Raw genomic sequence first — 20,144 nt, forward strand, 5'->3', positions numbered from 1 at the left:
ACGGCCTTCGGTGACGGTACGGCGAGGACGGTACGGCTAGGCGCTCTTGTCGCGGCGCTCGCTGCGCGACGGCTTGCGCGGCACGATCGTCGGCAGCACGTTGTCGTCCACGGTCTCCTTGGTGACGACCACCTTGGCGACGTCGTCGCGGCTGGGGATGTCGTACATCACCGGCAGCAGGACTTCCTCCATGATGGCGCGCAGCCCGCGTGCACCGGTGCCGCGGTGAATGGCCTGGTCGGCGATCGCCTCGAGTGCGTCCTCGGCGAACTCCAACTCGACGCCGTCCATCTCGAACAGCCGGGTGTACTGCTTCACCAGCGCATTCTTCGGCGTCGACAGGATCTGCACCAGCGATTCCTTGTCCAGGTTGGTCACCGAGGCGACCACCGGGAGACGGCCGATGAACTCGGGGATCAGACCGAACTTGATCAGGTCCTCCGGCATGACTTCGGCGAAGTGATCCTGCGTGTCGATCTCGGCCTTGGACCGCACCTCGGCGCCGAAGCCCAGCCCGCGCTTGCCGACGCGGTCGGAGACGATCTTCTCCAGACCGGCGAAGGCACCGGCGACGATGAACAACACGTTGGTGGTGTCGATCTGGATGAACTCCTGGTGCGGGTGCTTGCGACCACCCTGCGGAGGCACCGATGCCTGCGTGCCCTCGAGGATCTTCAGCAGCGCCTGCTGCACGCCCTCGCCGGAGACGTCGCGCGTGATCGACGGGTTCTCGCTCTTGCGGGCGATCTTGTCGACCTCGTCGATGTAGATGATGCCGGTCTCGGCGCGCTTCACGTCGTAGTCGGCGGCCTGGATGAGCTTCAGCAGGATGTTCTCGACGTCCTCGCCGACGTAGCCCGCCTCGGTGAGCGCGGTGGCGTCGGCGATCGCGAACGGCACGTTGAGCATCTTGGCGAGCGTCTGCGCGAGGTACGTCTTGCCGCACCCCGTGGGGCCCAGCATGAGGATGTTCGACTTCGCCAGCTCGACCGGCTCACTACGTGAATCGCGCGACTTCTCTTGAGCCTGAATGCGCTTGTAGTGGTTGTAGACCGCGACGGCCAACGTCCGCTTGGCGGTGTCCTGACCGATGACGTAGCCCTCGAGGAACTCGCGGATCTCGGCGGGCTTGGGCAGCTCGTCGAGCTTCACGTCGTCGGCGTCGGCGAGTTCCTCTTCGATGATCTCGTTGCAGAGATCGATGCACTCGTCGCAGATGTACACGCCGGGGCCGGCGATGAGCTTCTTGACCTGCTTCTGGCTCTTGCCACAGAACGAGCACTTGAGCAGATCAGCGCCATCTCCAATGCGAGCCATGGTCCTGATGGCCTACTTTCTGCGATCGGCGTCGATTGACTGTCCTGATGGGCAATGCCGGGCTTGGCACCCGACGCTACCCGCTTGTTCCCACGCTCTGCGACCGTTGAAGCCGAATCGCGTCGGTGTATTTCCCCGTGGAGGAGAACATATCCCCTGGGGCCGTTCCCGCGTGCGGGACGCGCCACCGTGTCGCCACCGTGTCACCGCTGGACGACCGGCCGGGCGGACGCGGTGGAACTCCGTCCACCAACGTACCGTCCTTCCCGACCGGTCGGCCGACGTCGTCAGGCGTTCTGCGCCGAGAGCTTGCGGTACTCCAGGACCGTGTCGATGATCCCGTACTCCTTGGCCGCCTCGGCGGTGAGGATCTTGTCGCGATCGGTGTCCTTGCGGATCTGATCGGCCGGCTTGCCGGTGTGCCGCGACAGCGTCTCCTCCATGAGGGTGCGCATGCGCTCGATCTCGGCGGCCTGGATCTCCAGGTCGGAGAACTGGCCCTGGATCACTCCGCCGAGGGCGGGCTGGTGGATCAGCACGCGGGCGTTGGGGAGCGCCAGGCGCTTGCCCGGCGTGCCGGCCGCCAGCAGCACAGCCGCGGCAGAGGCCGCCTGGCCCAGGCACACGGTCTGGATGTCGGCGCGCACGTATTGCATGGTGTCGTAGATCGCCATCAGCGAGGTGAAGGAACCACCCGGCGAGTTGATGTACATCGTGATGTCGCGGTCCGGGTCGAGGGACTCGAGCACCAGCAGCTGCGCCATGATGTCGTTCGCCGAGGCGTCGTCCACCTGCACGCCGAGGAAGATGATGCGCTCCTCGAACAGCTTGTTGTACGGGTTGGACTCCTTGACGCCGAAGCTCGAGTGCTCGATGAACGACGGCAGGATGTAGCGGGCCCGAGGCTGCACGCGCGGGTCCAGGGAGGGGTGGATGTCGTTGCTCATTTGTCTAGTCCTGCTCCCGGTCCGTCGCCGTTGATGCTCGCGCTGGTGATGATGTGATCGACGAAGCCGTACTCGAGGGCCTCCTGGGCCGTGAACCAGCGGTCGCGGTCCGAGTCGGCCTCGATGCGCTCGATGGTCTGGCCGGTGAACTCGGCGTTGAGCCGGAACATCTCCTTCTTGATGCTGGAGAACTGCTCGGCCTGGATGGCGATGTCCGCGGCGCCACCGGTGATGCCGCCGAGCGGCTGGTGCATGAGGATGCGGGCGTGCGGCAGGGCGTAGCGCTTGCCCTTGGTCCCCGCGGCGAGCAGGAACTCGCCCATCGAGGCGGCCATGCCCATGGCGTAGGTGGCGACGTCGCACGGCGCGAGCACCATCGTGTCGTAGATCGCCATGCCGGCGCTGATCGAGCCGCCGGGCGAGTTGATGTAGAGGTGGATGTCCTTGGTGGGGTCCTCCGCCGACAGCAGCAGGATCTGCGCGCAGAGCCGGTTGGCGATGTCGTCGTCGACCTGCGACCCGAGGAAGATGATGCGCTCGGACAGCAGCCGCTCGTAGACCGAGTCGACCAGGTTCAGGCCGCCCCCGGCGGAACGCATGTCAGTCACGACTGGATACCTGCTTTCTCGAGTGTGCGTACTCGTCGTTCACGTTTTCGACACTAACCAACGCCGGCGACTTCCGAGCGCCCGGAGCGGCGTCGTTCGCTCAGGGCTGCATCCCGCCCCGGGCGGCGTACGTCACTTTGCGTCGTCGTCGCCCGCGTCATCACCCGCGTCAGCGGCGTCGTCGACGGCCGTGTCCGCGGCGTCATCGGCGGCGCCGGCTTCGGCCGCCTGGCCGGACGGGCCGAAGAACTCCGCGGTGTCGACCTCGTTGCCCTCGCTGTCGGTGACGGTGGCGCCGTGGACGACGGCGGCGATCGTCAGGCCGCGTCGCACATCGGCGAACATGGCCGGCAGCTGATTGTTCTGCTGCAGCACCTGCAGCAGCTGCTGGGGCTCGATGCCGTACTGGCGCGACATCAGCACCAGGCGCTCGGTGAGGTCGGCCTGGCCGACCTCGATCTTCAGCTGGTCGGCGACCGCGTCCATCAGCAGCTGGGTCTTGACGGCCTTCTCGGCGTTGCCGCGGTTGTCGGCGTCGAACTCCTCGCGGGTGCTGCCTTCCTTCTCCAGCGCCTCGGCGAACTTCGTCTCGTCGTGGTCGAGGCCGTGGATGGCGTTGTGCAGCGTGTCGTCGACCTGCGCCTGCACGATCGCCTCGGGCAGCGGCACCTCGGTCTGCTCGAGCAGCGTCTCGAGGGCCTTGTCGCGGATCTGCTCGGCCTGCTGGATGCGCTTGACCCGCTTCACCTGCTCGACGAGGCTGTCCTTCAGCTCGTCGATGGTGTCGTATTCGCTTGCCAGTTGCGCGAATTCGTCATCCGGCTCGGGCAGCTCGCGCACCTTGACGGAGTTGAGCTTGACGGTGACCTCGGCCTCCTCGCCGGCGTGCTCACCCGCGACGAGCGTCGTGGTGAACACCTTGGTCTCGCCGGCCGAGAGGCCCTTGATCGCGTCGTCGAGGCCGTCGATGAGGTTGCCGGAGCCGATCTCGTGCGACAGGCCCTCGGTCTTCGCGTCCTCGACCTCCGTGCCGTCCACGGTGGCCGAGAGATCGATCGACACGAAGTCGCCGTCCTCGGCGGGACGCTCGACGCCGGTCAGCGTGCCGAAGCGGGCCCGCAGGTTCTGCAGCTCGGCGTCCACCTCGTCGTCGTCGACCGAGATCGCGTCGACCTCGATCTTCAACGCGGACAGGTCGGGCAGCGTGATCTCCGGACGCACGTCCACCTCGGCGGTGAAGGTGAGGTCCTCGCCGTACTGCTTGTTGGTGATGTCGATCTCCGGCTGGCCGAGCGGCTGCACCTCGGCGCTGGCGACGGCCTCGCTGTAACGGCCCGGCACGACCTCCCCGACCACCTGGTCGAGCATGGCCTGACGGTCCACGCGCTGCTCCAGCAGCTTCACCGGCACCTTGCCGGGACGGAATCCGGGCAGGCGGATCTGCTTGGCCATCTCCTTGTAGGCGGCCGTGAAGTCCGGCTCCAGCTCAGTGAAGGGCACCTCCACGTTGATGCGAACCCGGGTCGGGCTCAACTTCTCGACGGTGCTCTTCACTGCGTGCTCCTTGCATGGTCGTCTAGCGTCGGTGTCACAGTCGGGGTGACAGGATTTGAACCTGCGGCCTTCCGCTCCCAAAGCGGATGCGCTACCAAGCTGCGCTACACCCCGGTGTCTCGCTGCGGTCGAGATACTACGGCCTGGACACGCGACGCATTCAATTGGATTTGCCTACGTCATCGCCGGTACAGTCTGCGGTGCAGTGCACGCGGGCGTAGCTCAATGGTAGAGCCCTAGTCTTCCAAACTAGCTACGCGGGTTCGATTCCCGTCGCCCGCTCCGCCGAGGCCCGTCCCGCAGGGGGCGGGCCTTTCTGCTGTCCGCGTGTTGCCGACACCCCAGCGCCTGACGACTGCGCAGTGCCAGGTCACGGTCCGGTCACTACCAGAGTGACGAAAGTGACGCCTGGGTACAGACTGGATTGATCATGAACTGTCGAGCCGGTCGGGAGCAGCGGTGAACGTCAAGCGGGGTCTCGCGGTCGCGGCGGCGCTGGCCGCCGTGCTCGGCACGACGGTGACCGGAGCGGTGGCGGCGGCGCCCACCGCGGCCGCCGCCGCCGACTGCCCCGACGTCGAGCTGATCTTCGCGCGCGGCACCGACGAGCCGCCCGGCATCGGCGTCGTCGGTCAGGCGCTGCTCGACTCGCTGCGCTCGAAGGTGAAGAAGAAGGACGTCCGCGCCTACGCCGTGCGCTACCCCGCGTCGTGGGACTTCACCGGCGTCGCCGTCGGCGCCAACGACGCCAGCGCCCACGCCCAGGCCACCGCTGCCTCCTGCCCGAAGACCGACATCGTGTTGGGCGGCTACTCCCAGGGTGCCGCGGTGGTCGACGTCGTCACCACCTCCCCGATCGCCGGGCTCGGCTTCCGCAACCCGATGCCGGCCGCGATGGCCGACCGGGTCAGCGCCGTCGCGGTCTTCGGAAACCCGTCGGCGCGCGTCGGCCAGCCGCTGACGATGCTCAGCCCGCTCTACGGCGCCAAGACCGCCGACCTCTGCAACACCGCCGACCCGATCTGCTCGCTGGGCCGAAACTGGCCGTCGCACACCAGCTATCCGCAGTCCGGACTGGTGAAGGTCGCGGCGGACTGGATCACCAAGCATCTTTGACGTGGCGTCAGCGTGGCAGGACGACGCCGCCGAGCCCGCCGACGATCCCGAACACCAGGCCCAGCAGCGACGCCACCGGATTCTGCGGCGGCGGGCCGGGTGGCGGCGTCCCCGGATCAACCGGACCGCCCGGGTTCCCGGGTGGCGTGCCGGGCTGGCCGTCCTTCATCGTCACCCGTGCGCCACCCAGCGGTGACCACATGATGGTGCCGTTCTCGAACTCGCACTGGCTGCCGAGCTGGCCGCCGGTCTCGTCGGTGACGGCCAGACCGAGCGCGGGCGTCCAGGCGTCGTAGATGGCGCGGCGCGCCGAATGTGCGCCCGTCGCAGGCGAATACCAGATCCGCAGGCCGTCGTAGCGGTCGAAGTCCTGGTACCCGTTGGCGAACGGCGTCGTGGGCACCGTGCCGTACAGCCCGGCCTTGCGCGCCACCGGCGCGGGCGAGGTCACGAAGCCCGACGGCAGCTCGTACACCGACGCCTCGGTGCGGATCTGCGCCCACGTCGTCGGGTTCGCCCGGTACACCGGGCTCAGCGGCGTGCCGAGCGCCGGGTCGGTGACCGTCGCGAAGCGGCCGAACTCCGGTGCGGACGGCAGCGCGCCGCCCGCGGCGCTGCGCACGGTGGCCAGCGCGGGCTTGGGCGTCCAATCGGTGCGGATGACGCCGAACGTGTCCTCCGTGCCGAGGCTCCCGCTCCGACGGTCTCGGGTGGTGTAGACGTACATCGGCCCCGTGTAGGGCAGTTCGCGCCACTTGGTGACGATGTCGCTGATGAACGCGTCCTGCTGGGCGTCGCCACCCTGCGACGTCGGCTCGCCGTACTCCGTCGACCAGATCTTCTTGTCGCCGTCGCCGTTGGCCACCATCGTCTGCCGCATCGCCATCAGCTGCTGCAGCGGCGACCCGTCCACCGACATGCCGTCGGAGAACTTCAGCGAGTACTGGTACGGGTGGAACACCATGGCGTCGAAGAAGCCAGCGGCCCCGGCGGCGTACATCTGCTCGAGGAACTTCGGCGGGCTGATCGACACCGCCGCCACGTCCAGGATCGCGCCCAACGAACCGCCGAGCACCACGATCGACGGGTCGACGGCCTTGATCCGCGGATAACTCGCCTTGAGCAGATCGACGTAGCCGGCGGGATCGGGTAGCGGCGTGTAGAAGGTGACGGCGTTCGGTTCGTTCCAGATCTCCAGCGCTGCGATGGTCCCCCGGTAGCGACTCGCCACCTTGGCCACGAAGTCGCCGTACGCCGCCGGAGAGGCGGGCCGACCGCTCAGGTACTGCCCGCCCGGGGCGACAGCCCACAGCGGCGTGGAGTTGACGACCCCCACCACGGCGAGCCCGCGGGACGCCGCCGACGTCACCGTCTTGTCCACCATGCTCCAGTCGAGCTGACCCTGACGCTGCTCGACGCCCGCCCAAGGGATGAGCAGGCGCACCGAGCGGACGTTCGCCGCGCGGATCGCGTCCATGGTCGTGTCGACGTCGGCCTGGCTCATGCCGTAGACGTCCGAGTCGGCGATCGCGACCGTGCCCGACGACGGGTCGATGGACGCCGCGGTGGCCACGACCACCGTCCGGTGCCGCGGCGCTCGAAGGTCGGTACCGATGGCCGCCGTGCATGCCAGCGCGACGATGACGGCGAGCGCGACGGTCGAGGTGCGACGGCGGTGCCGCGGACGTCGGGGTGAGGGCACGTGGGCTCCGGGTCAGTAGGACGATCGCCGCGCGATCCGGCGGCCGGGGTGCGCCCGGTGCCGATCTTGACTTTCCTGTGCGTGCGCGTCGATGTCGAGTCTCGGTACGGCATCGGTTTGCCCACGGACACCGATATCGACGCTGGCTGCAATTATCCGGAGTGGCGCGATTCCCCAGGCTTCGCGGGCGAAGCGTCGCGGTGCGTTTGCCGCGTCGGCTGCGCGTCGTTCCGCTGAGAGCGCACTCAGACGCCGCTGCCGACGCCGCTGACTGGGCGTTTCCCGTCGGTAGGCTGGGGCGCATGAACGGCTTCCTGCTGGTGCTCATCCTCCTCGTGGTCGTCCTCATCGGCGTGGCGGTCTACAGCACGAAGAAGGCCAGCGGCGCCCGGGAGGCCACCTCCTTGGCCGACGCCAAGGCCGACGCACGTCGCGTGATCGAGCGGCTCGGCGGGCAGGTGCTCAACCTCAGCGGCACCGACGACGCCTCCAAGCAGGCGATGGCCGACGCGTCGGAGCGCTACACGGCGGCGGCGTCGCAGATCGACCAGGCGACCACCGCGCGGCAGGCGCTGCTCGCCAAGGAGAGTGCGATCGAGGGGCTGTACTATGTCCGCGCGGCGCGCACGGCGATGGGCATGGATCCCGGTCCGGAGCTCGAGTCGCTCGACGGCCAGCGCTCGGCGGGCACCGTCACCGAGGATCGCCGCGTCGAGTTCGAGGGCCGGCAGATCGAGGCATCGCCGATGCCGTCGCAGCGCACCCCGAACTACTACCCCGGCGGTCGCGTCGCGGGTCGTCCGGTGCCCGCCGGCTGGTACTCCGAGCCGTGGTGGAAGCCGGCCCTGGTCGCCGGCGCGTGGGGTCTGGGCTCCGCGCTGCTCTTCTCGTCGCTGTTCAGCGGCATGGGCGGGGTCGGCTACGACGCGCAGGCCTTCGAGAACGGTTACGGCGACGGCTTCGACCAGGGCTTCGAGCAGGGCCAGCTCGACGGTGCCGGCCAGGACGCCGCCGGGTTCGACGGCGGCGGAGACGGTGGCGGCTGGGGTGGCGACGGTGGCGGCTGGGGCGGCGACGGCGGCGGCTGGGGCGGCGGGGACTTCGGCGGCGGCGACTTCGGTGGCGGGGACTTCGGGTTCTGACCCCGGCTCGAACGTGATGCCCGACTAGAACCGGCTCTCCAGGCGCGCGGACACGCCAGCCTCCTGCAGGTCGAGACGCTCGAGCATCACCCGGACGGCCTCGTCCTCGATGCGACCCTCGTCGCGCTCGGCGATCAGCGCGGCCCGCTGCGCGGCGAGCACGTCGCGGTACAGCGACGAGAAGATCCGCGCCCGCTTCGTGGGAGCCTCCGGGTCGGGCATCTCGTCGACGTCCTCGGACTGCCGGGCGATCGCGGCGCGGATCTCGGCGACCAGCCGCGGGTCGAGCCCCTCCGGCGGATGCGCGCGGAACGCGTCGAGCACCTCGTCCGCGGCGGCGTGCACCACGCGTTCGGCCTTCAGTTCCTCCTCGCGGTCGGCGGCGTGGTCGTCGGAGAACCGCGACAGGTGCAGCCGGCGGATCAGCGCGGGTAGCGACCAGCCCTGGATCAGCAGCGTGCCGACGCTCGTGACGAAGGCGATCGCCTGGATCGTCGCGCGCTCCGGGAACGGCTCGCCGGTCACCGTGGTGGCCGGGATCGCCGCGGCGGCGGCCAGCGTCACCACGCCGCGCATGCCGGTCCACGACACCACGACGTTCTCCTGCCAGCTCAGTGAGCGGCGGTCGATGCGCGACGTCCACCGCCGGGGTGGGCGGGCACGCCGCCGGGTGCCCAACGCGCCGCGGCCGCCGTGTTCGGGTACCGGCACGCTCAGCCGCTTCTCGACGTGGCTGGACAGCTTGCTGCGGCCGAACATCAGGAACACCGACAGCGGCCGGATCACCAGCACGATCAGCAGGACGACCGCCGACGCGACGGCGACCTCGCCGAGCGACTCGTGCGCCTCGCGCAGGTCCTCGAGGACGAACCGCAGGTGCAGGCCGATGTAGGCGAAGACGAAGGCCTCCAGCAGCACGTCGACCGAATTCCACACGTACCGCTCCTGCAGCCGGGTCTGATATCCGGCGTCCAGCGTGCCGTTGCCGACGACGAACCCGGCCACGACGACGGCGAGCACCCCGGAGGCGTGCAACTCCTCGGCGGCGATGAACGCCGCGAACGGCACCACCAGCCCCTGCACGGTCTCCAGCCCGGGATTGGCGAGCCGCCGCCGGATCCACAGCGTCACGTAGCCCAGAACGGCACCGACCACGGGACCCACGGTCGCGCTGTAGCCGAACAGCAGGAAGGGGTTCTCGATGAACGTGTGACCGCCGGCGACCTGCACCACGGCGATCGAGAAGAGGGTGAGCGCGGCCGCGTCGTTGATGAGGCTCTCACCGGTGAGGATCGCCATCACCCGCTTCGGCAGCCCGAGCTTGCGGCCGACGGCCACCGCGGTCACCGCATCGGGCGGCGCGACGATCGCGCCGAGCACCAGCGCGGTGCCGAACGTCAGCGGCACCACCACGAGCCACGACGAGATCGCCGCGACGGCGAACGCCGTGACCACCACCAGGCCGACGCCCAGGCCGAGGATGGGGCGGATGTTGCGCAGGAACGTCGGGAACGAGAAGTTCAGCGCCGCCGAGTACAGCAGCGGCGGCAGCACGACCGTCAGCAGGATGTGCGAGTCGAGTTCGGGCGCTTCGAAGCCCGGCAGGAACGACACTGCGCTGCCGATGACGACGATGACCAGCGCGGGTTCGAGGCCGCGCCGGTGGGCGACGGCCGTGACGACGATGGCGCCGACGACGACGAGGATGAGTTCCACCCGTCGATCATCCCGGGTCGCGGCGATCCTCTCGCGCCGAGCGGGGCCTCAGACCTGACAGGTGGGGCACCAGAACAGGTTGCGCCCCTCCATCACCTCGGTGCGGATGGTGTCCCCGCAGATCCGGCACGCGTCGCCCGCGCGACGGTAGACGTACGTGCGGGGGCGGCCCTGGCGGTACGACGCGGGCCCCTTGTCGTCCTCCCGGCGGATCGTGATGATCTTGCCGCGGCTCACGCCGACCTTCATCAGCGCGACGAGGTCGTCCCACGCCTCGTCGAACTCGTCGTGGGCGATGCTGGTGCCCGGCCGGTGCGGTTCGATGTGGTGCCGGTAGAGCAACTCGTTGCGGTACACGTTGCCGACGCCGGCGATCACCGACTGGTCCATCAGCAGCGCGCCGATGGGCCTGCGCGACTTGGCGATCCGGTCCCACGCTTTCTCGGTGTCGGGGTTGCGGCGCAGCGGGTCCGGGCCGAGCCGGGCGAGGATCTCGTCGACCTCGGCCCGGTGCAGCACCTCGCACGCGGTCGGGCCGCGCAGGTCGGTGCCGTACTCCTCGCCCTCCATCCGCATCCGCACCTGACCGACCGGTGCGGACATCGGCATCCGGCTTTCGTTGAACTTGCCGTACAGGCCGAGGTGCACGTGGACGATGAGGCCGCCCGCGTAGTCGTGGAACAGGTGCTTGCCCCACGCGCTCGCACGGCGCAGCACGCGGCCGTCGACGGCGGCGGCGCCCTCGGCGAACCGCCCCTGCGGGCTGCTCACCCGTACGGGAGCGCCGGCGTACCGCTTCTGGTGCAACCGGGCGAGCCGGTGCAGGGTGTGGCCTTCGGGCACGGACTAGGCCGGCGCGCCGGGAACGGGCGGGGCGACGTGCGTCGACTCGTACTCGGCGAGGATGTCGATGCGACGCTGGTGGCGCGGCTCCTCCGACCACGGCGTCGTGAGGAACGCGTCGACGATCGCGATCGCCTCCTCCAGGGTGTGCATGCGGCCGCCGATGCCGATTAGCTGCGCGTTGTTGTGTTGCCGTGCCAGCTGGGCGGTTTCGACGCTCCAGGCCAGCGCGCAGCGGGCGCCGGGCACCTTGTTGGCCGCGATCTGTTCGCCGTTGCCGGAGCCGCCGAGCACGATGCCGAGGCTGCCCGGATCGGCGACCGTCTTCTCCGCCGCGGCGATGCAGAACGCCGGGTAGTCGTCCTGGGCGTCGTAGGCGAAGGCGCCGCAGTCGACGGGCTCGTGGCCGCCCTGGCGCAGGTGGTCGACGATGGCCTGCTTGAGTTCGAATCCGGCGTGGTCGGCACCGAGATAGACGCGCATGGCCGCCATTGTGACAGAGCGCGGCCGATGCCCGGTCAGCCGACGGTGATGGCGTCGAGACGCTGCTTGATGAAGTCCGACGACGTGACGGGTTCCAGCCCGTCGATACTGCCCACCGGGGGTGCCAGCGGTCGGATCACGGCGTCGTGGTTGGCCTCGTAGAAGTAGATCAGCGAGACCAGGTCCTCCTCGGGCGCCTCGGGCTGCGGCGGCAGTACGCGGTGACGGCCCGACGGCCACCGCCGCCCACTCCAGTACTCGAGCAAGTCGCCGATGTTGACCGTGAGCGCAGCGGGGTCGTACGGCGCGTCCTCCCAACCGGTGGCCTCGGAGTAGACCTGCAGTCCCCCGGCGCCCGGCTCGCGGTCCAGCACGGTGACGGTGCCGAAGTCGGTGTGCGGGCCGATGCGGAACTGACCCGGCTCGGGCTCGCCGATGACGCTGACGGGCGGGTAGTGGTTGATGTTCATCGTCCACGTCGGACGGCTCGCCAGCGTCGCCCACGGATCGTCGGGCAGTCCGAGCGCATGGGCGAACAGCGCCAGCAGGTCGTCGGACACCCGGCGCATCGCCGCGGTGTAGCGGGTGACGAGGTCGCGCAGTTCGGGTACCTCGGCCGGCCACACGTTGGGGGCGAACCAGATCCGGTCGACCTCCGGATCGCCCGTGGCGGTCTCCGCGCCCAGGCTGAAACTCTCCTTGAGGTCCGGCGGCGTCTCCGTGCCCTCGGCGTAGCCGTTGGCCTCGGCGCCGGGACCGAGCCAGCCGTGCCCGCCGACCGGCACGCCGTAACCCCGTTTGACCGCCTCGGGTTGGGCGAAGAACGCCCGGCTGGCGGCGCGGACGTCGGCGGCCAGAGCCGGGTCGACGCCGTGGCCGGTGACCAGGATGAAGCCGGCCCGCTGCAGGCCGGCGTCCACCTCCGCTGCGACCGCGTCGGCCTCGGATCCGCCTGCGCGCCAACGGGACAGGTCGATCGTCGCGATCACGCCGCCCACCTCGTCATCCCGGTCCACTCCCTCGTGCTCATTCTCCGATGTCCTCCGCCCACAGCTCGGGGCGCTCCTCGATGAAGTCGGTCATCATCGACACGCAGCGCTGGTCCTCGAGCACGGTCACCGACACGCCGTGCTCGGCGAGCCAGTCGTGACCGCCGTGGAAGGTCGTGGCCTCGCCGATCACCAGCGCGCCGATGTTGAACTGCCGCACCAGGCCGCTGCAGTACCAGCACGGCGACAGCGTCGTGACCATCACCGTCGACCGGTAGTGGCGTTGCCGTCCGGCGTTGCGGAAGGCATCGGTCTCGGCGTGCACCGACGGGTCGTCGGACTGCACGCGGCGGTTGTGCCCGCGGCCCAGCAGTGTGCCGTCGGCGGCGAACAGCGCGGCGCCGATCGGAATGCCGCCCTCCGACAGCCCCTTCCGCGCCTCCTCGACCGCCACGTCGAGCATCTCCTCGGGTGTCACGCGCGCTCCGTGGCGATCTTCGACCGGCACAGCAGCAGGTACAGCCCACCCGCGAGCAGGAAGCCGACGAAGAACGTGACGTCACCGAGCTGCGGCAGGCCCTTGGCCACTACGCCGACGAGCTTCTCCTGATTGGCGAATAGCAGCACCGACGCGACGAGTCCGATCACGAAGGCCGCCAACCCGTTCCAGTTGGCGTAGCTGCGGTCGTAGAGGAAGCCGGCGATTACCTGGCCCCGCCGCAGGTACTGGTCGGCGAACACGACGCCCAGCCACGGTCCCACCCAGTAGGCGATGATCAGCAGGAACGCCTCGTAGCTGTGCGCGGCGTCGGGCAGCGCCCACCACGCGACGAGGAACCCGGCGATCCCGAAGAACACCGTCACCAGGGCACGTGCGACGTGCGGCGGCAGCTTGATGCCAATCGTCACGAACGCCATGGCGCCGGAGTACACGTTGATGGCGTTGGCCGCGATGGCGCCGACCGCGATCGCCAGCAGCGTCGCCTTGGCCAACGGGGACGCCAGTTCCGCGGTGAACGACCCGGTCGGGTCGGCGAGGCTCGCCTCCCCCGTCGTCACCGAGGCCGCGCCGACCACCTCGAGCACGACGCAGGCGGTGAACAGCCCTGCGGCGGCGAAGAACCCGGTCCGCGGCCGCGACACCGTCGACGGGAGGTAACGGGTGAAGTCCGCGGCGTACGGCGTCCAGCCCGCGGCGTAGCCGAAGGACGTCCCGACCGTCAGCAGGAAACCGCCCATGCCGCCCACACCGCCGGCGGCGACTACGTCGTTGCCCAGGTCGGCGTGGCTGAAGATCGCCACCGAGGTGATGACGAAGATGACGGCGAGCACCGGGAAGGAGAACCGCTCGAACGCCTGCACCAGGTTGTGACCGAAGAACGCCAGCGCGGTCTGCAGCAGCACGATGACGATCAGGCCGACCAGCGGGCCGAAGCCGAACAGCGTCGACAACGCGAACGCGCCGCTGACGCTGTTGGTCGCGAACCACCCCACCCCTGCGGTGATCGACATGAGCACGGCGGGAACGGCATTGCCGCGGAAGCCGAACGGCAACCGGCCGAGCACCATCTGCGGCACGCCGTGCAGCGGCCCACGCGCGGACAGGACGTAGTGTGCGAGCGCCCCGAGCCCGGTGCCGACGACGATGCCGGCGACGGCCTGCCAGAAGGTCATCCCGAAGGCGAGCACCGACAGCATGCCGACGAAGATCGTCGCGAACTCCAGGTTCGGCGAGGTCCACGTCCAGAACAGCTGGTGCGGGGAGCCGTGCCGGTCGGCGTCGGCGATGTACTCGTTGCCCCCCGGTTCGACCGCGACGATCCGGTCGCGGTACGAGCCGTCGGTGGTCGGTTCGGCGACTGTCATTCGCCTACCGTTCACCGAGATGACCCGGCCCGCAACCGGAGCGGGCGCTCAGTCGAACTCGGGCGACTCCGTGCGGCTGCGCTTGAGCTCCCAGAAGTGCGGATAGGAGGCGAAGGTCACCGACGCGTCCCACAGCTTGCCGGCCTCCTCGCCGCGCGGGATGCGCGACAGCACCGGACCGAAGAACGCGACGCCGTTGACGTGGATGGTGGGTGTGCCGACGTCGGGGCCGACGGCGTCCATGCCTTCGTGGTGGCTCTTGCGCAACGCCTCGTCGTGGGCGTCGGAGTCGGCCGCCTTCGCCAGGTCGGCGGGCAGGCCCAGCTCGTCGAGTGACCCGGCGATGACGTCGGCGAAGTCCTTGTTTCCCTCGTTGTGGATGCGGGTGCCCATCGCGGTGTACAGCGGACGGAGGATCTCCTGGCCGTGGGCCTGTTCGGCGGCGATCGCCACCCGCACCGGTCCCCACGCCTTCTTCATCATCTCGCGGTATTCCTCGGGGAGGTCGCGTCCCTCGTTGAGCACCGCGAGGCTCATCACGTGGAAGTCGATCTCGATGTCGCGCACCTTCTCGACCTCGAGCACCCAGCGCGAGGTGATCCACGCCCACGGGCAGAGCGGGTCGAACCAGAAACCTGCGACGTCCTTCTGAGCCATGGGTGCGTTCCTCTCGGGGTGGGACGGGATCGACGGCAGAGTTGCGTTCAGCACAACCATGCACGACCTCCGGGTGTTCCCGCTGCGGTCTAGTGTTGGACGGCGTGGCACTTCCCAACTTGACCCGCGACCAGGCCGCCGAGCGCGCCGCCCTCGTCACCGTCGACGACTACCGCATCGTCCTCGACCTGACCGACGGGAACGGCGCCCCCGGTGAGCGCACCTTCCGGTCCACGACGACCGTGGAGTTCAGTGCGTTGGCGGGCGCGGACACCGTCATCGACATCGCCGCCGACGCCATCCGCGGCGCGACGCTCAACGGCGTGGAGATCGACGTCTCCGGCTACGACGAGTCGACCGGCATCCCGCTGGTGGGGCTGGCCGAGCGCAACACCGTGGTCGTCGACGCCGACTGCCTCTACTCCAACACCGGCGAGGGGCTGCACCGCTTCGTCGACCCCGTCGACGACGAGGTCTACCTGTACTCGCAGTTCGAGACGGCCGACGCCAAGCGGATGTTCGCCTGCTTCGACCAGCCCGACCTGAAGGCCACCTTCGACGTCACGGTCACCGCACCCGCCCACTGGCAGGTGGTGTCCAACGGCGCCACGGTCTCCGCCGAGAACGGCGTGCACGTCTTCGCCACCACGCCGAGGATGAGCACCTACCTGGTGGCGCTGATCGCGGGGCCCTACGCCCGCTGGGACGACGTCTACGCCGACGAGCACGGCGAGATCCCGCTCGGCATCTTCTGCCGGGCCTCGCTGGCGGAGTTCATGGACGCCGAGCGACTCTTCACCGAGACCAAGCAGGGGTTCGGCTTCTACCACCGCAACTTCGGCGTGCCGTACGCCTTCGGCAAGTACGACCAGCTGTTCGTGCCGGAGTTCAACGCGGGCGCGATGGAGAACGCGGGCGCGGTGACGTTCCTCGAGGACTACGTCTTCCGGTCCAAGGTGACCCGCTACAGCTACGAGCGGCGCGCCGAGACCGTCCTGCACGAGATGGCGCACATGTGGTTCGGCGACCTCGTCACCATGCAGTGGTGGGACGACCTGTGGCTCAACGAGTCGTTCGCCACCTTCGCCTCGGTGCTGTGCCAGGCCGAGGCCACCGAGTACACCCAGGCCTGGACGACGTTCGCGAACGTGGAGAAGTCCTGGGCCTATCGGCAGGACCAGCTGCCCTCCACCCACCCCGTCGCCGCCGACATCCCCGACCTGGCCGCCGTGGAGGTCAACTTCGACGGCATCACCTACGCCAAGGGCGCCAGCGTCCTCAAGCAGCTGGTCGCCTACGTCGGCCTGGAGTCGTTCCTGGCCGGGCTGCGCGACTACTTCCGCGACCACGCCTTCGGCAACGCGACGTTCGGCGACCTGCTCGGCGCGCTGGAGAAGTCGTCGGGCCGCGACCTGTCTGGCTGGGGACGGCAGTGGCTCAAGACCACCGGGCTGAACACGCTGCGCGCCGACTTCGACGTCGACGGTGACGGCGCCTTCACCCGCTTCACCATCGAGCAGTCCGGCGCCGCGCCGGGTGCCGGCGAGACCCGCGTGCACCGGCTCGCGGTGGGCATCTACGACGACGACCCGACGACCGGCAAGCTGGTCCGCGTGCACCGCGAGGAACTCGACGTCGAGGGCGACACCACCGACGTGCCTGCGCTGCAGGGTGTTTCACGCGGCAAGCTCATCCTGGTCAACGACGACGACCTGACCTACTGCTCGCTGCGCCTGGATCCCGACTCGCTGCGGACCGTGCTCAGCCGGATCGCCGACATCGACGAGCCGCTCCCCCGCACCCTGGCCTGGTCGGCGGCCTGGGAGATGACGCGCGAGGCCGAGCTGCCCGCCCGTGACTTCGTCGCACTGGTGATGAGCGGCCTGCACGCCGAGTCGGAGGTCGGCGTCGCGCAGCGGCTGCTGCTGCAGGCACAGACCGCCCTCGGCTCGTACGCCGATCCGACGTGGGCCGCGGAGAACGGCTGGCCCGCGTTCGGCGACACGCTGCTCGACCTGGCGCGCGAGGCGACGCCGGGATCGGATCACCAGCTGGCGTTCGTCAACGCGCTGTGCAGCTCGGTGCTGGCACCCAACCACGTCGCCGTGCTGTCGACGCTGCTCGACAACGAGCCGGCCGAGGTCAACCTCACCGGCCTGGTCGTCGACACCGACCTGCGCTGGCGCATCGTCACCGCGCTGGCCCGCGCCGGCGTCGTCGACGCCGACGGGACCGCGACGCCGTTCATCGACGCCGAGGCGGAGCGCGACCGGACCGCCGCCGGCCGGCGCAACGCCGCCGCCGCCGCGGCGGCCCGGCCCCGGGCCGACGTGAAGGCGGGCGTCTGGGAGCAGGTGATCGAGGACGACACCATCGCCAACATCACCACCCGCGCCATCGTCACCGGCTTCGTGCAGCCCGGCCAGGCCGACCTGCTGGCCCCGTTCGGCGAGAAGTACTTCGCCTCGATCTCCGGTGTCTGGCAGCGGCGGTCCTCGGAGGTCGCGCAGACCGTGGTGATCGGGCTGTACCCGTCCTGGGACATCAGCCAGGCCGGGCTCGACGCCGCCGACCGCTTCCTCGCCGACGGCGACGTGCCGCCCGCACTGCGCCGGCTGGTGATCGAGGGCCGCGCCGGTGTGGAACGGGCGCTGCGCGCCCGCCGGTTCGACGCCTCCTGATCTCCGGCGCACCCGTCGACCGTCGCCGAACTAGAGCGTCACGTCGCCCCAGCGGTCCGCTGACGACGTGACGCTCTGGTTCGGCGCGGGAGACCGGGGATCGCGGCGATCGGCACCTACGCTTCGGCCATGGCCGCATCGAACAGCCGCCGGGCACGCGCAGCGCGCCGCCGGCAACGCCGCGTCGCGAGCGTCGTCAACGACCTGACCGCCGCGCAGTGGTCGGCGATCCAGGCGGCGTGGCAGGGCTGCGCCTACTGCGGCGCCCCGGACGGGCCGATGCAGCGGGACTGCGTCATGGCGATCTCGCGCGGCGGGCGCTACACCATCGACAACGTGGTGCCGGCGTGCGCGTCGTGCAACGCCAGCAAGTGCAACGACGAGGTCACCGGCTGGCTGCGGCGCAAGCGACTCGACGAGCGCGCGTTTCTGGAGCGCTACGTGCGGATCCGGGCCGACCTGCTGGCCGGCGACCTCGAAGAGGCGACCTGAGGGCGGACGGTCAGCGCGGCGAGACGCCGGCCGACAGCACGCGCACGGCGCTGATCAGGCCGTCGATCAGGTTCCCCGCGGCGAACGACGCGGCCGCGGCGGACACGCCCAGCGGCGCGGCCTCCTCGATGCCGCGGCCCTTGACCGCGGAACCGTAGACCACCTCGATGGCCCGCTGATCCGGGGAGACCGCGAGCAGCACGGCGTTGTCCGGGGTCGGCACCTTGGCCAGGATCTCGCGCGCCGTGGCAGCGGTGTCGTCACCGAGGCCGCCGACGTAGACGGCGAAGCGGGCCTTGGCGGCGCGCGAGCCGTACTGCAGCGCGTCGTCGAGGACGACGAGGTCCTTCACCGGGAACGGGTAGTGCACCGACAGCTCGCCGGGCTCGGTGACCGCGGAGATGCGACCACTCGAGGTCAGTGCGGCGCCGTAGGGCAGGACGACGTTGTCGGGGGCCTTGACGACCTCACCACCGGCCACTGGCGCCACCTCCCACGGTCAGGTGCGCACCATGGCCGCCATGGCCATGGTCGACGGGCTCCGGGGACGCCCAGAGAATCGGCTCGTGCGTCCACGGCTCGGACAGCTGATACGTCGCCGGGTGCGGTCCCTTGCGGCGGTAGATCAACGCCGCCAGCAGCAACAGCACCAACAGCGGGACGCCACCCATCAGGGAGTGCGCCAGTGCCACTTCGCTCACGAGCAGAACCGTATCAGCCGCGCCCGCGGCACTGCTCGGGTGAAGGCCCCGAACGTGACGGGGTCGACCTCACGCCGCGCCTTCGCCGAGGTAGCGCACCCACGCCGGGTCGAGTTCCTTGACCGTCGACAGCAGCCGCCAGTGCTGCCCCTTCGGCGGCAACGGCACCGACCGCAGCGTCCAGCCCAACTCGCTCAGCAGGTGGTCGGCCTTGCGGTGATTGCACTGCGCGCACGCCGCCACGCAGTTCTCCCACGAGTGGTCCCCGCCGCGGCTGCGCGGGATGACGTGATCGACGGTGTCGGCCTTCATGCCGCAGTAGGCGCAGCGGAACCGGTCGCGATGCATGAGCGCCGCCCGCGTCATCGGAATCCTCGCCCGGTAGGGCACCCGCACGAACGTCCGCAGCCGGATCACCGACGGCACCGTGATGGTCCGCGTCGCGGAGTGGATGACGGGGCCGCCGGGGTCCTCGTGTACGACGTCGGCCTTGCCGCACATCAGCATGATGACCGCGCGGCGCATGGGCAGCGCGGTCAGCGGTTCGTAGGTGGAGTTGAGCAGCAGCACCCGGCGGCGGCCCCAGATCGACGTCGCCGTCCCGGTGAGCGCGACGTCGGCGGCTCCGTGGGTCAGGGCCTGCGCAGACGCAGCCGAGAGCCCGAACGAACTCGCCGCGGCTCCGTGGTGCCGGTGGCCGCGACCTCTTCCTCGCTGCGACATGGGCCCTCCGAGGAGACAGTCCACCACGGATCGGGTCCGACTGCACGGCAATTCCGGGCGAGTGCGCAGGTCAGTTCGGTGAACAACCGATGACGCGGACGCATTGGCCGGCGCCTACCCATCGACGCCGGTGCCGACGTGGATGATGGACGGCGTGACTGAGGATCCCCGCTCGTTCTACGACGCGGTCGGCGGCGCCGAGACCTTCCACGCCATCGTCGCGCGGTTCTACGAGTTGGTGCGTGACGACGAGATCCTGCGTCCGCTGTACCCGGAGGATGACTTCGCCGGCGCCGAGGTGCGGCTGCGGATGTTCCTCGAGCAGTACTGGGGCGGGCCGCGCACGTACTCCGACCAGCGCGGCCATCCGCGGCTGCGGATGCGGCACGCACCGTTTCGGATCGGCTTCCTGGAGCGCGACGCCTGGCTGCGGTGCATGCACACCGCCGTCGCGGAGATTCCCGCACAGACCCTCGACGACGCGCACCGCAAGGCCCTGCTCGACTACCTGGAGATGGCCGCCCAATCGATGGTGAACTCCGCGTTCTGATCCGCCGTCGGGCGGGGGTCTCGCCGCGCACGCACCGCCGCACCTGCGGCAGGATGG

20 protein-coding genes and 2 tRNA genes are annotated in these 20,144 nt (G+C 69.8%); 6 read left to right on the forward strand and 16 right to left on the reverse strand.

What is annotated here, in order from left to right; genetic code table 11:
- Positions 1-36: 36 nt before the first annotated feature.
- The 5 genes from clpX to FZ046_RS23675 form a co-directional block, all read right to left on the reverse strand.
- A complete protein-coding gene (clpX, locus tag FZ046_RS23655; RefSeq protein WP_070354708.1) occupies positions 37-1,317 on the reverse strand; it encodes an ATP-dependent Clp protease ATP-binding subunit ClpX in 1,281 nt (426 codons plus the stop codon).
- 287 nt (positions 1,318-1,604) lie between these two features.
- Positions 1,605-2,264 (reverse strand): ATP-dependent Clp protease proteolytic subunit, encoded by a 660-nt coding sequence (locus FZ046_RS23660; RefSeq protein WP_070354707.1) that lies wholly within the window; start codon positions 2,262-2,264, stop codon positions 1,605-1,607.
- Entirely contained in the window at positions 2,261-2,863 is a 603-nt protein-coding gene (locus FZ046_RS23665) for an ATP-dependent Clp protease proteolytic subunit (RefSeq protein WP_070354717.1), read from the reverse strand. The genes FZ046_RS23660 and FZ046_RS23665 overlap by 4 nt, the downstream gene beginning before the upstream one ends.
- Before the next feature lie 141 nt (positions 2,864-3,004).
- On the reverse strand, positions 3,005-4,426 hold the full coding sequence (gene tig, locus FZ046_RS23670) for a trigger factor (protein WP_070354706.1): 1,422 nt from the start codon (positions 4,424-4,426) through the stop codon (positions 3,005-3,007).
- 40 nt (positions 4,427-4,466) lie between these two features.
- A tRNA-Pro gene (locus FZ046_RS23675) sits at positions 4,467-4,540 on the reverse strand.
- Between the two features lie 97 nt (positions 4,541-4,637).
- Here FZ046_RS23675 and FZ046_RS23680 point away from each other — a divergent pair.
- A tRNA-Gly gene (locus FZ046_RS23680) sits at positions 4,638-4,708 on the forward strand.
- Between the two features lie 177 nt (positions 4,709-4,885).
- Positions 4,886-5,542: a cutinase family protein gene (locus tag FZ046_RS23685; protein ID WP_407664431.1), complete on the forward strand. Its 657-nt coding sequence runs from the start codon at positions 4,886-4,888 to the stop codon at positions 5,540-5,542.
- Between the two features lie 7 nt (positions 5,543-5,549).
- On the opposite strand, the gene FZ046_RS23690 is transcribed toward FZ046_RS23685, so the two are convergent.
- Positions 5,550-7,244: a hypothetical protein gene (locus FZ046_RS23690; RefSeq protein WP_070354704.1), complete on the reverse strand. Its 1,695-nt coding sequence runs from the start codon at positions 7,242-7,244 to the stop codon at positions 5,550-5,552.
- A 302-nt stretch (positions 7,245-7,546) separates the two neighbouring features.
- Here FZ046_RS23690 and FZ046_RS23695 point away from each other — a divergent pair, with 302 nt between their 5' ends.
- A complete protein-coding gene (locus FZ046_RS23695) occupies positions 7,547-8,386 on the forward strand; it encodes a hypothetical protein (RefSeq protein WP_070354703.1) in 840 nt (279 codons plus the stop codon).
- Between the two features lie 24 nt (positions 8,387-8,410).
- Here FZ046_RS23695 and FZ046_RS23700 read toward each other — a convergent pair whose 3' ends face one another.
- From FZ046_RS23700 to FZ046_RS23730, 7 genes are read right to left on the reverse strand one after another with little or no spacing between them, the layout of a single operon-like run.
- On the reverse strand, positions 8,411-10,102 hold the full coding sequence (locus FZ046_RS23700; protein ID WP_070354702.1) for a cation:proton antiporter: 1,692 nt from the start codon (positions 10,100-10,102) through the stop codon (positions 8,411-8,413).
- A 48-nt stretch (positions 10,103-10,150) separates the two neighbouring features.
- On the reverse strand, positions 10,151-10,945 hold the full coding sequence (locus FZ046_RS23705) for an Fpg/Nei family DNA glycosylase (protein WP_070354701.1): 795 nt from the start codon (positions 10,943-10,945) through the stop codon (positions 10,151-10,153).
- Between the two features lie 3 nt (positions 10,946-10,948).
- Positions 10,949-11,428, reverse strand: a complete 480-nt coding sequence (locus FZ046_RS23710) for a ribose-5-phosphate isomerase (protein ID WP_070354716.1) — start codon at positions 11,426-11,428, stop codon at positions 10,949-10,951.
- Between the two features lie 35 nt (positions 11,429-11,463).
- The gene (locus FZ046_RS23715) at positions 11,464-12,417 is read right to left on the reverse strand and encodes an isopenicillin N synthase family dioxygenase (RefSeq protein WP_070354715.1); all 954 of its coding nucleotides are present in this window, start codon (positions 12,415-12,417) and stop codon (positions 11,464-11,466) included.
- Positions 12,418-12,454: 37 nt separating this feature from the next.
- The gene (locus FZ046_RS23720; RefSeq protein ID WP_176749612.1) at positions 12,455-12,880 is read right to left on the reverse strand and encodes a nucleoside deaminase; all 426 of its coding nucleotides are present in this window, start codon (positions 12,878-12,880) and stop codon (positions 12,455-12,457) included.
- 11 nt (positions 12,881-12,891) lie between these two features.
- Positions 12,892-14,283: a purine-cytosine permease family protein gene (locus tag FZ046_RS23725; protein ID WP_070354699.1), complete on the reverse strand. Its 1,392-nt coding sequence runs from the start codon at positions 14,281-14,283 to the stop codon at positions 12,892-12,894.
- A 48-nt stretch (positions 14,284-14,331) separates the two neighbouring features.
- Positions 14,332-14,940, reverse strand: coding sequence for a mycothiol-dependent nitroreductase Rv2466c family protein (locus FZ046_RS23730; RefSeq protein ID WP_070354698.1), 609 nt, complete (start codon positions 14,938-14,940; stop codon positions 14,332-14,334).
- Positions 14,941-15,044: 104 nt separating this feature from the next.
- Between FZ046_RS23730 and pepN the strand changes: the two genes are divergently transcribed.
- Complete coding sequence (gene pepN / locus FZ046_RS23735; protein ID WP_070354714.1) at positions 15,045-17,621, forward strand: aminopeptidase N; 2,577 nt, start codon at positions 15,045-15,047, stop codon at positions 17,619-17,621.
- A gap of 129 nt (positions 17,622-17,750) precedes the next feature.
- Positions 17,751-18,113 carry an HNH endonuclease gene (locus FZ046_RS23740; RefSeq protein WP_070354697.1) on the forward strand — a complete coding sequence of 121 codons (363 nt, stop codon included), beginning with the start codon at positions 17,751-17,753 and terminating at the stop codon, positions 18,111-18,113.
- Positions 18,114-18,123: 10 nt separating this feature from the next.
- Here FZ046_RS23740 and FZ046_RS23745 read toward each other — a convergent pair whose 3' ends face one another.
- The 3 genes from FZ046_RS23745 to FZ046_RS23755 all read right to left on the reverse strand — a co-directional run bounded on the left by FZ046_RS23745 (position 18,124) and on the right by FZ046_RS23755 (position 19,537).
- Entirely contained in the window at positions 18,124-18,594 is a 471-nt protein-coding gene (locus FZ046_RS23745) for a DUF5130 domain-containing protein (protein ID WP_070354696.1), read from the reverse strand.
- Positions 18,581-18,784 (reverse strand): aa3-type cytochrome oxidase subunit CtaJ, encoded by a 204-nt coding sequence (ctaJ, locus tag FZ046_RS23750; RefSeq protein WP_070354713.1) that lies wholly within the window; start codon positions 18,782-18,784, stop codon positions 18,581-18,583. The genes FZ046_RS23745 and ctaJ overlap by 14 nt, the downstream gene beginning before the upstream one ends.
- A 99-nt stretch (positions 18,785-18,883) precedes the next feature.
- Positions 18,884-19,537 carry an HNH endonuclease gene (locus FZ046_RS23755; protein ID WP_070354695.1) on the reverse strand — a complete coding sequence of 218 codons (654 nt, stop codon included), beginning with the start codon at positions 19,535-19,537 and terminating at the stop codon, positions 18,884-18,886.
- Positions 19,538-19,682: 145 nt separating this feature from the next.
- On the opposite strand from FZ046_RS23755, the gene FZ046_RS23760 reads away from it, so the two are divergent.
- Complete coding sequence (locus tag FZ046_RS23760) at positions 19,683-20,087, forward strand: globin (RefSeq protein ID WP_170292472.1); 405 nt, start codon at positions 19,683-19,685, stop codon at positions 20,085-20,087.
- Positions 20,088-20,144 lie beyond the last annotated feature (57 nt).

Source organism: Mycolicibacterium grossiae (genome assembly GCF_008329645.1).
GTDB lineage: Bacteria > Actinomycetota > Actinomycetes > Mycobacteriales > Mycobacteriaceae > Mycobacterium > Mycobacterium grossiae.

Bases quoted from the DNA above. Each gene is read 5' to 3' on its own strand.
- clpX (WP_070354708.1), bottom strand. From the start codon at position 1,317: ATGGCTCGCATTGGAGATGGCGCTGATCTGCTCAAGTGCTCGTTCTGT.
- FZ046_RS23660 (WP_070354707.1), bottom strand. From the start codon at position 2,264: ATGAGCAACGACATCCACCCCTCCCTGGACCCGCGCGTGCAGCCTCGG.
- FZ046_RS23665 (WP_070354717.1), bottom strand. From the start codon at position 2,863: ATGCGTTCCGCCGGGGGCGGCCTGAACCTGGTCGACTCGGTCTACGAG.
- FZ046_RS23695 (WP_070354703.1), top strand. From the start codon at position 7,547: ATGAACGGCTTCCTGCTGGTGCTCATCCTCCTCGTGGTCGTCCTCATC.
- FZ046_RS23710 (WP_070354716.1), bottom strand. From the start codon at position 11,428: ATGCGCGTCTATCTCGGTGCCGACCACGCCGGATTCGAACTCAAGCAG.
- FZ046_RS23720 (WP_176749612.1), bottom strand. From the start codon at position 12,880: ATGCTCGACGTGGCGGTCGAGGAGGCGCGGAAGGGGCTGTCGGAGGGC.
- FZ046_RS23725 (WP_070354699.1), bottom strand. From the start codon at position 14,283: ATGACAGTCGCCGAACCGACCACCGACGGCTCGTACCGCGACCGGATC.
- FZ046_RS23730 (WP_070354698.1), bottom strand. From the start codon at position 14,940: ATGGCTCAGAAGGACGTCGCAGGTTTCTGGTTCGACCCGCTCTGCCCG.
- FZ046_RS23740 (WP_070354697.1), top strand. From the start codon at position 17,751: ATGGCCGCATCGAACAGCCGCCGGGCACGCGCAGCGCGCCGCCGGCAA.
- ctaJ (WP_070354713.1), bottom strand. From the start codon at position 18,784: ATGGGTGGCGTCCCGCTGTTGGTGCTGTTGCTGCTGGCGGCGTTGATC.
- FZ046_RS23755 (WP_070354695.1), bottom strand. From the start codon at position 19,537: ATGTCGCAGCGAGGAAGAGGTCGCGGCCACCGGCACCACGGAGCCGCG.
- FZ046_RS23760 (WP_170292472.1), top strand. From the start codon at position 19,683: ATGGACGGCGTGACTGAGGATCCCCGCTCGTTCTACGACGCGGTCGGC.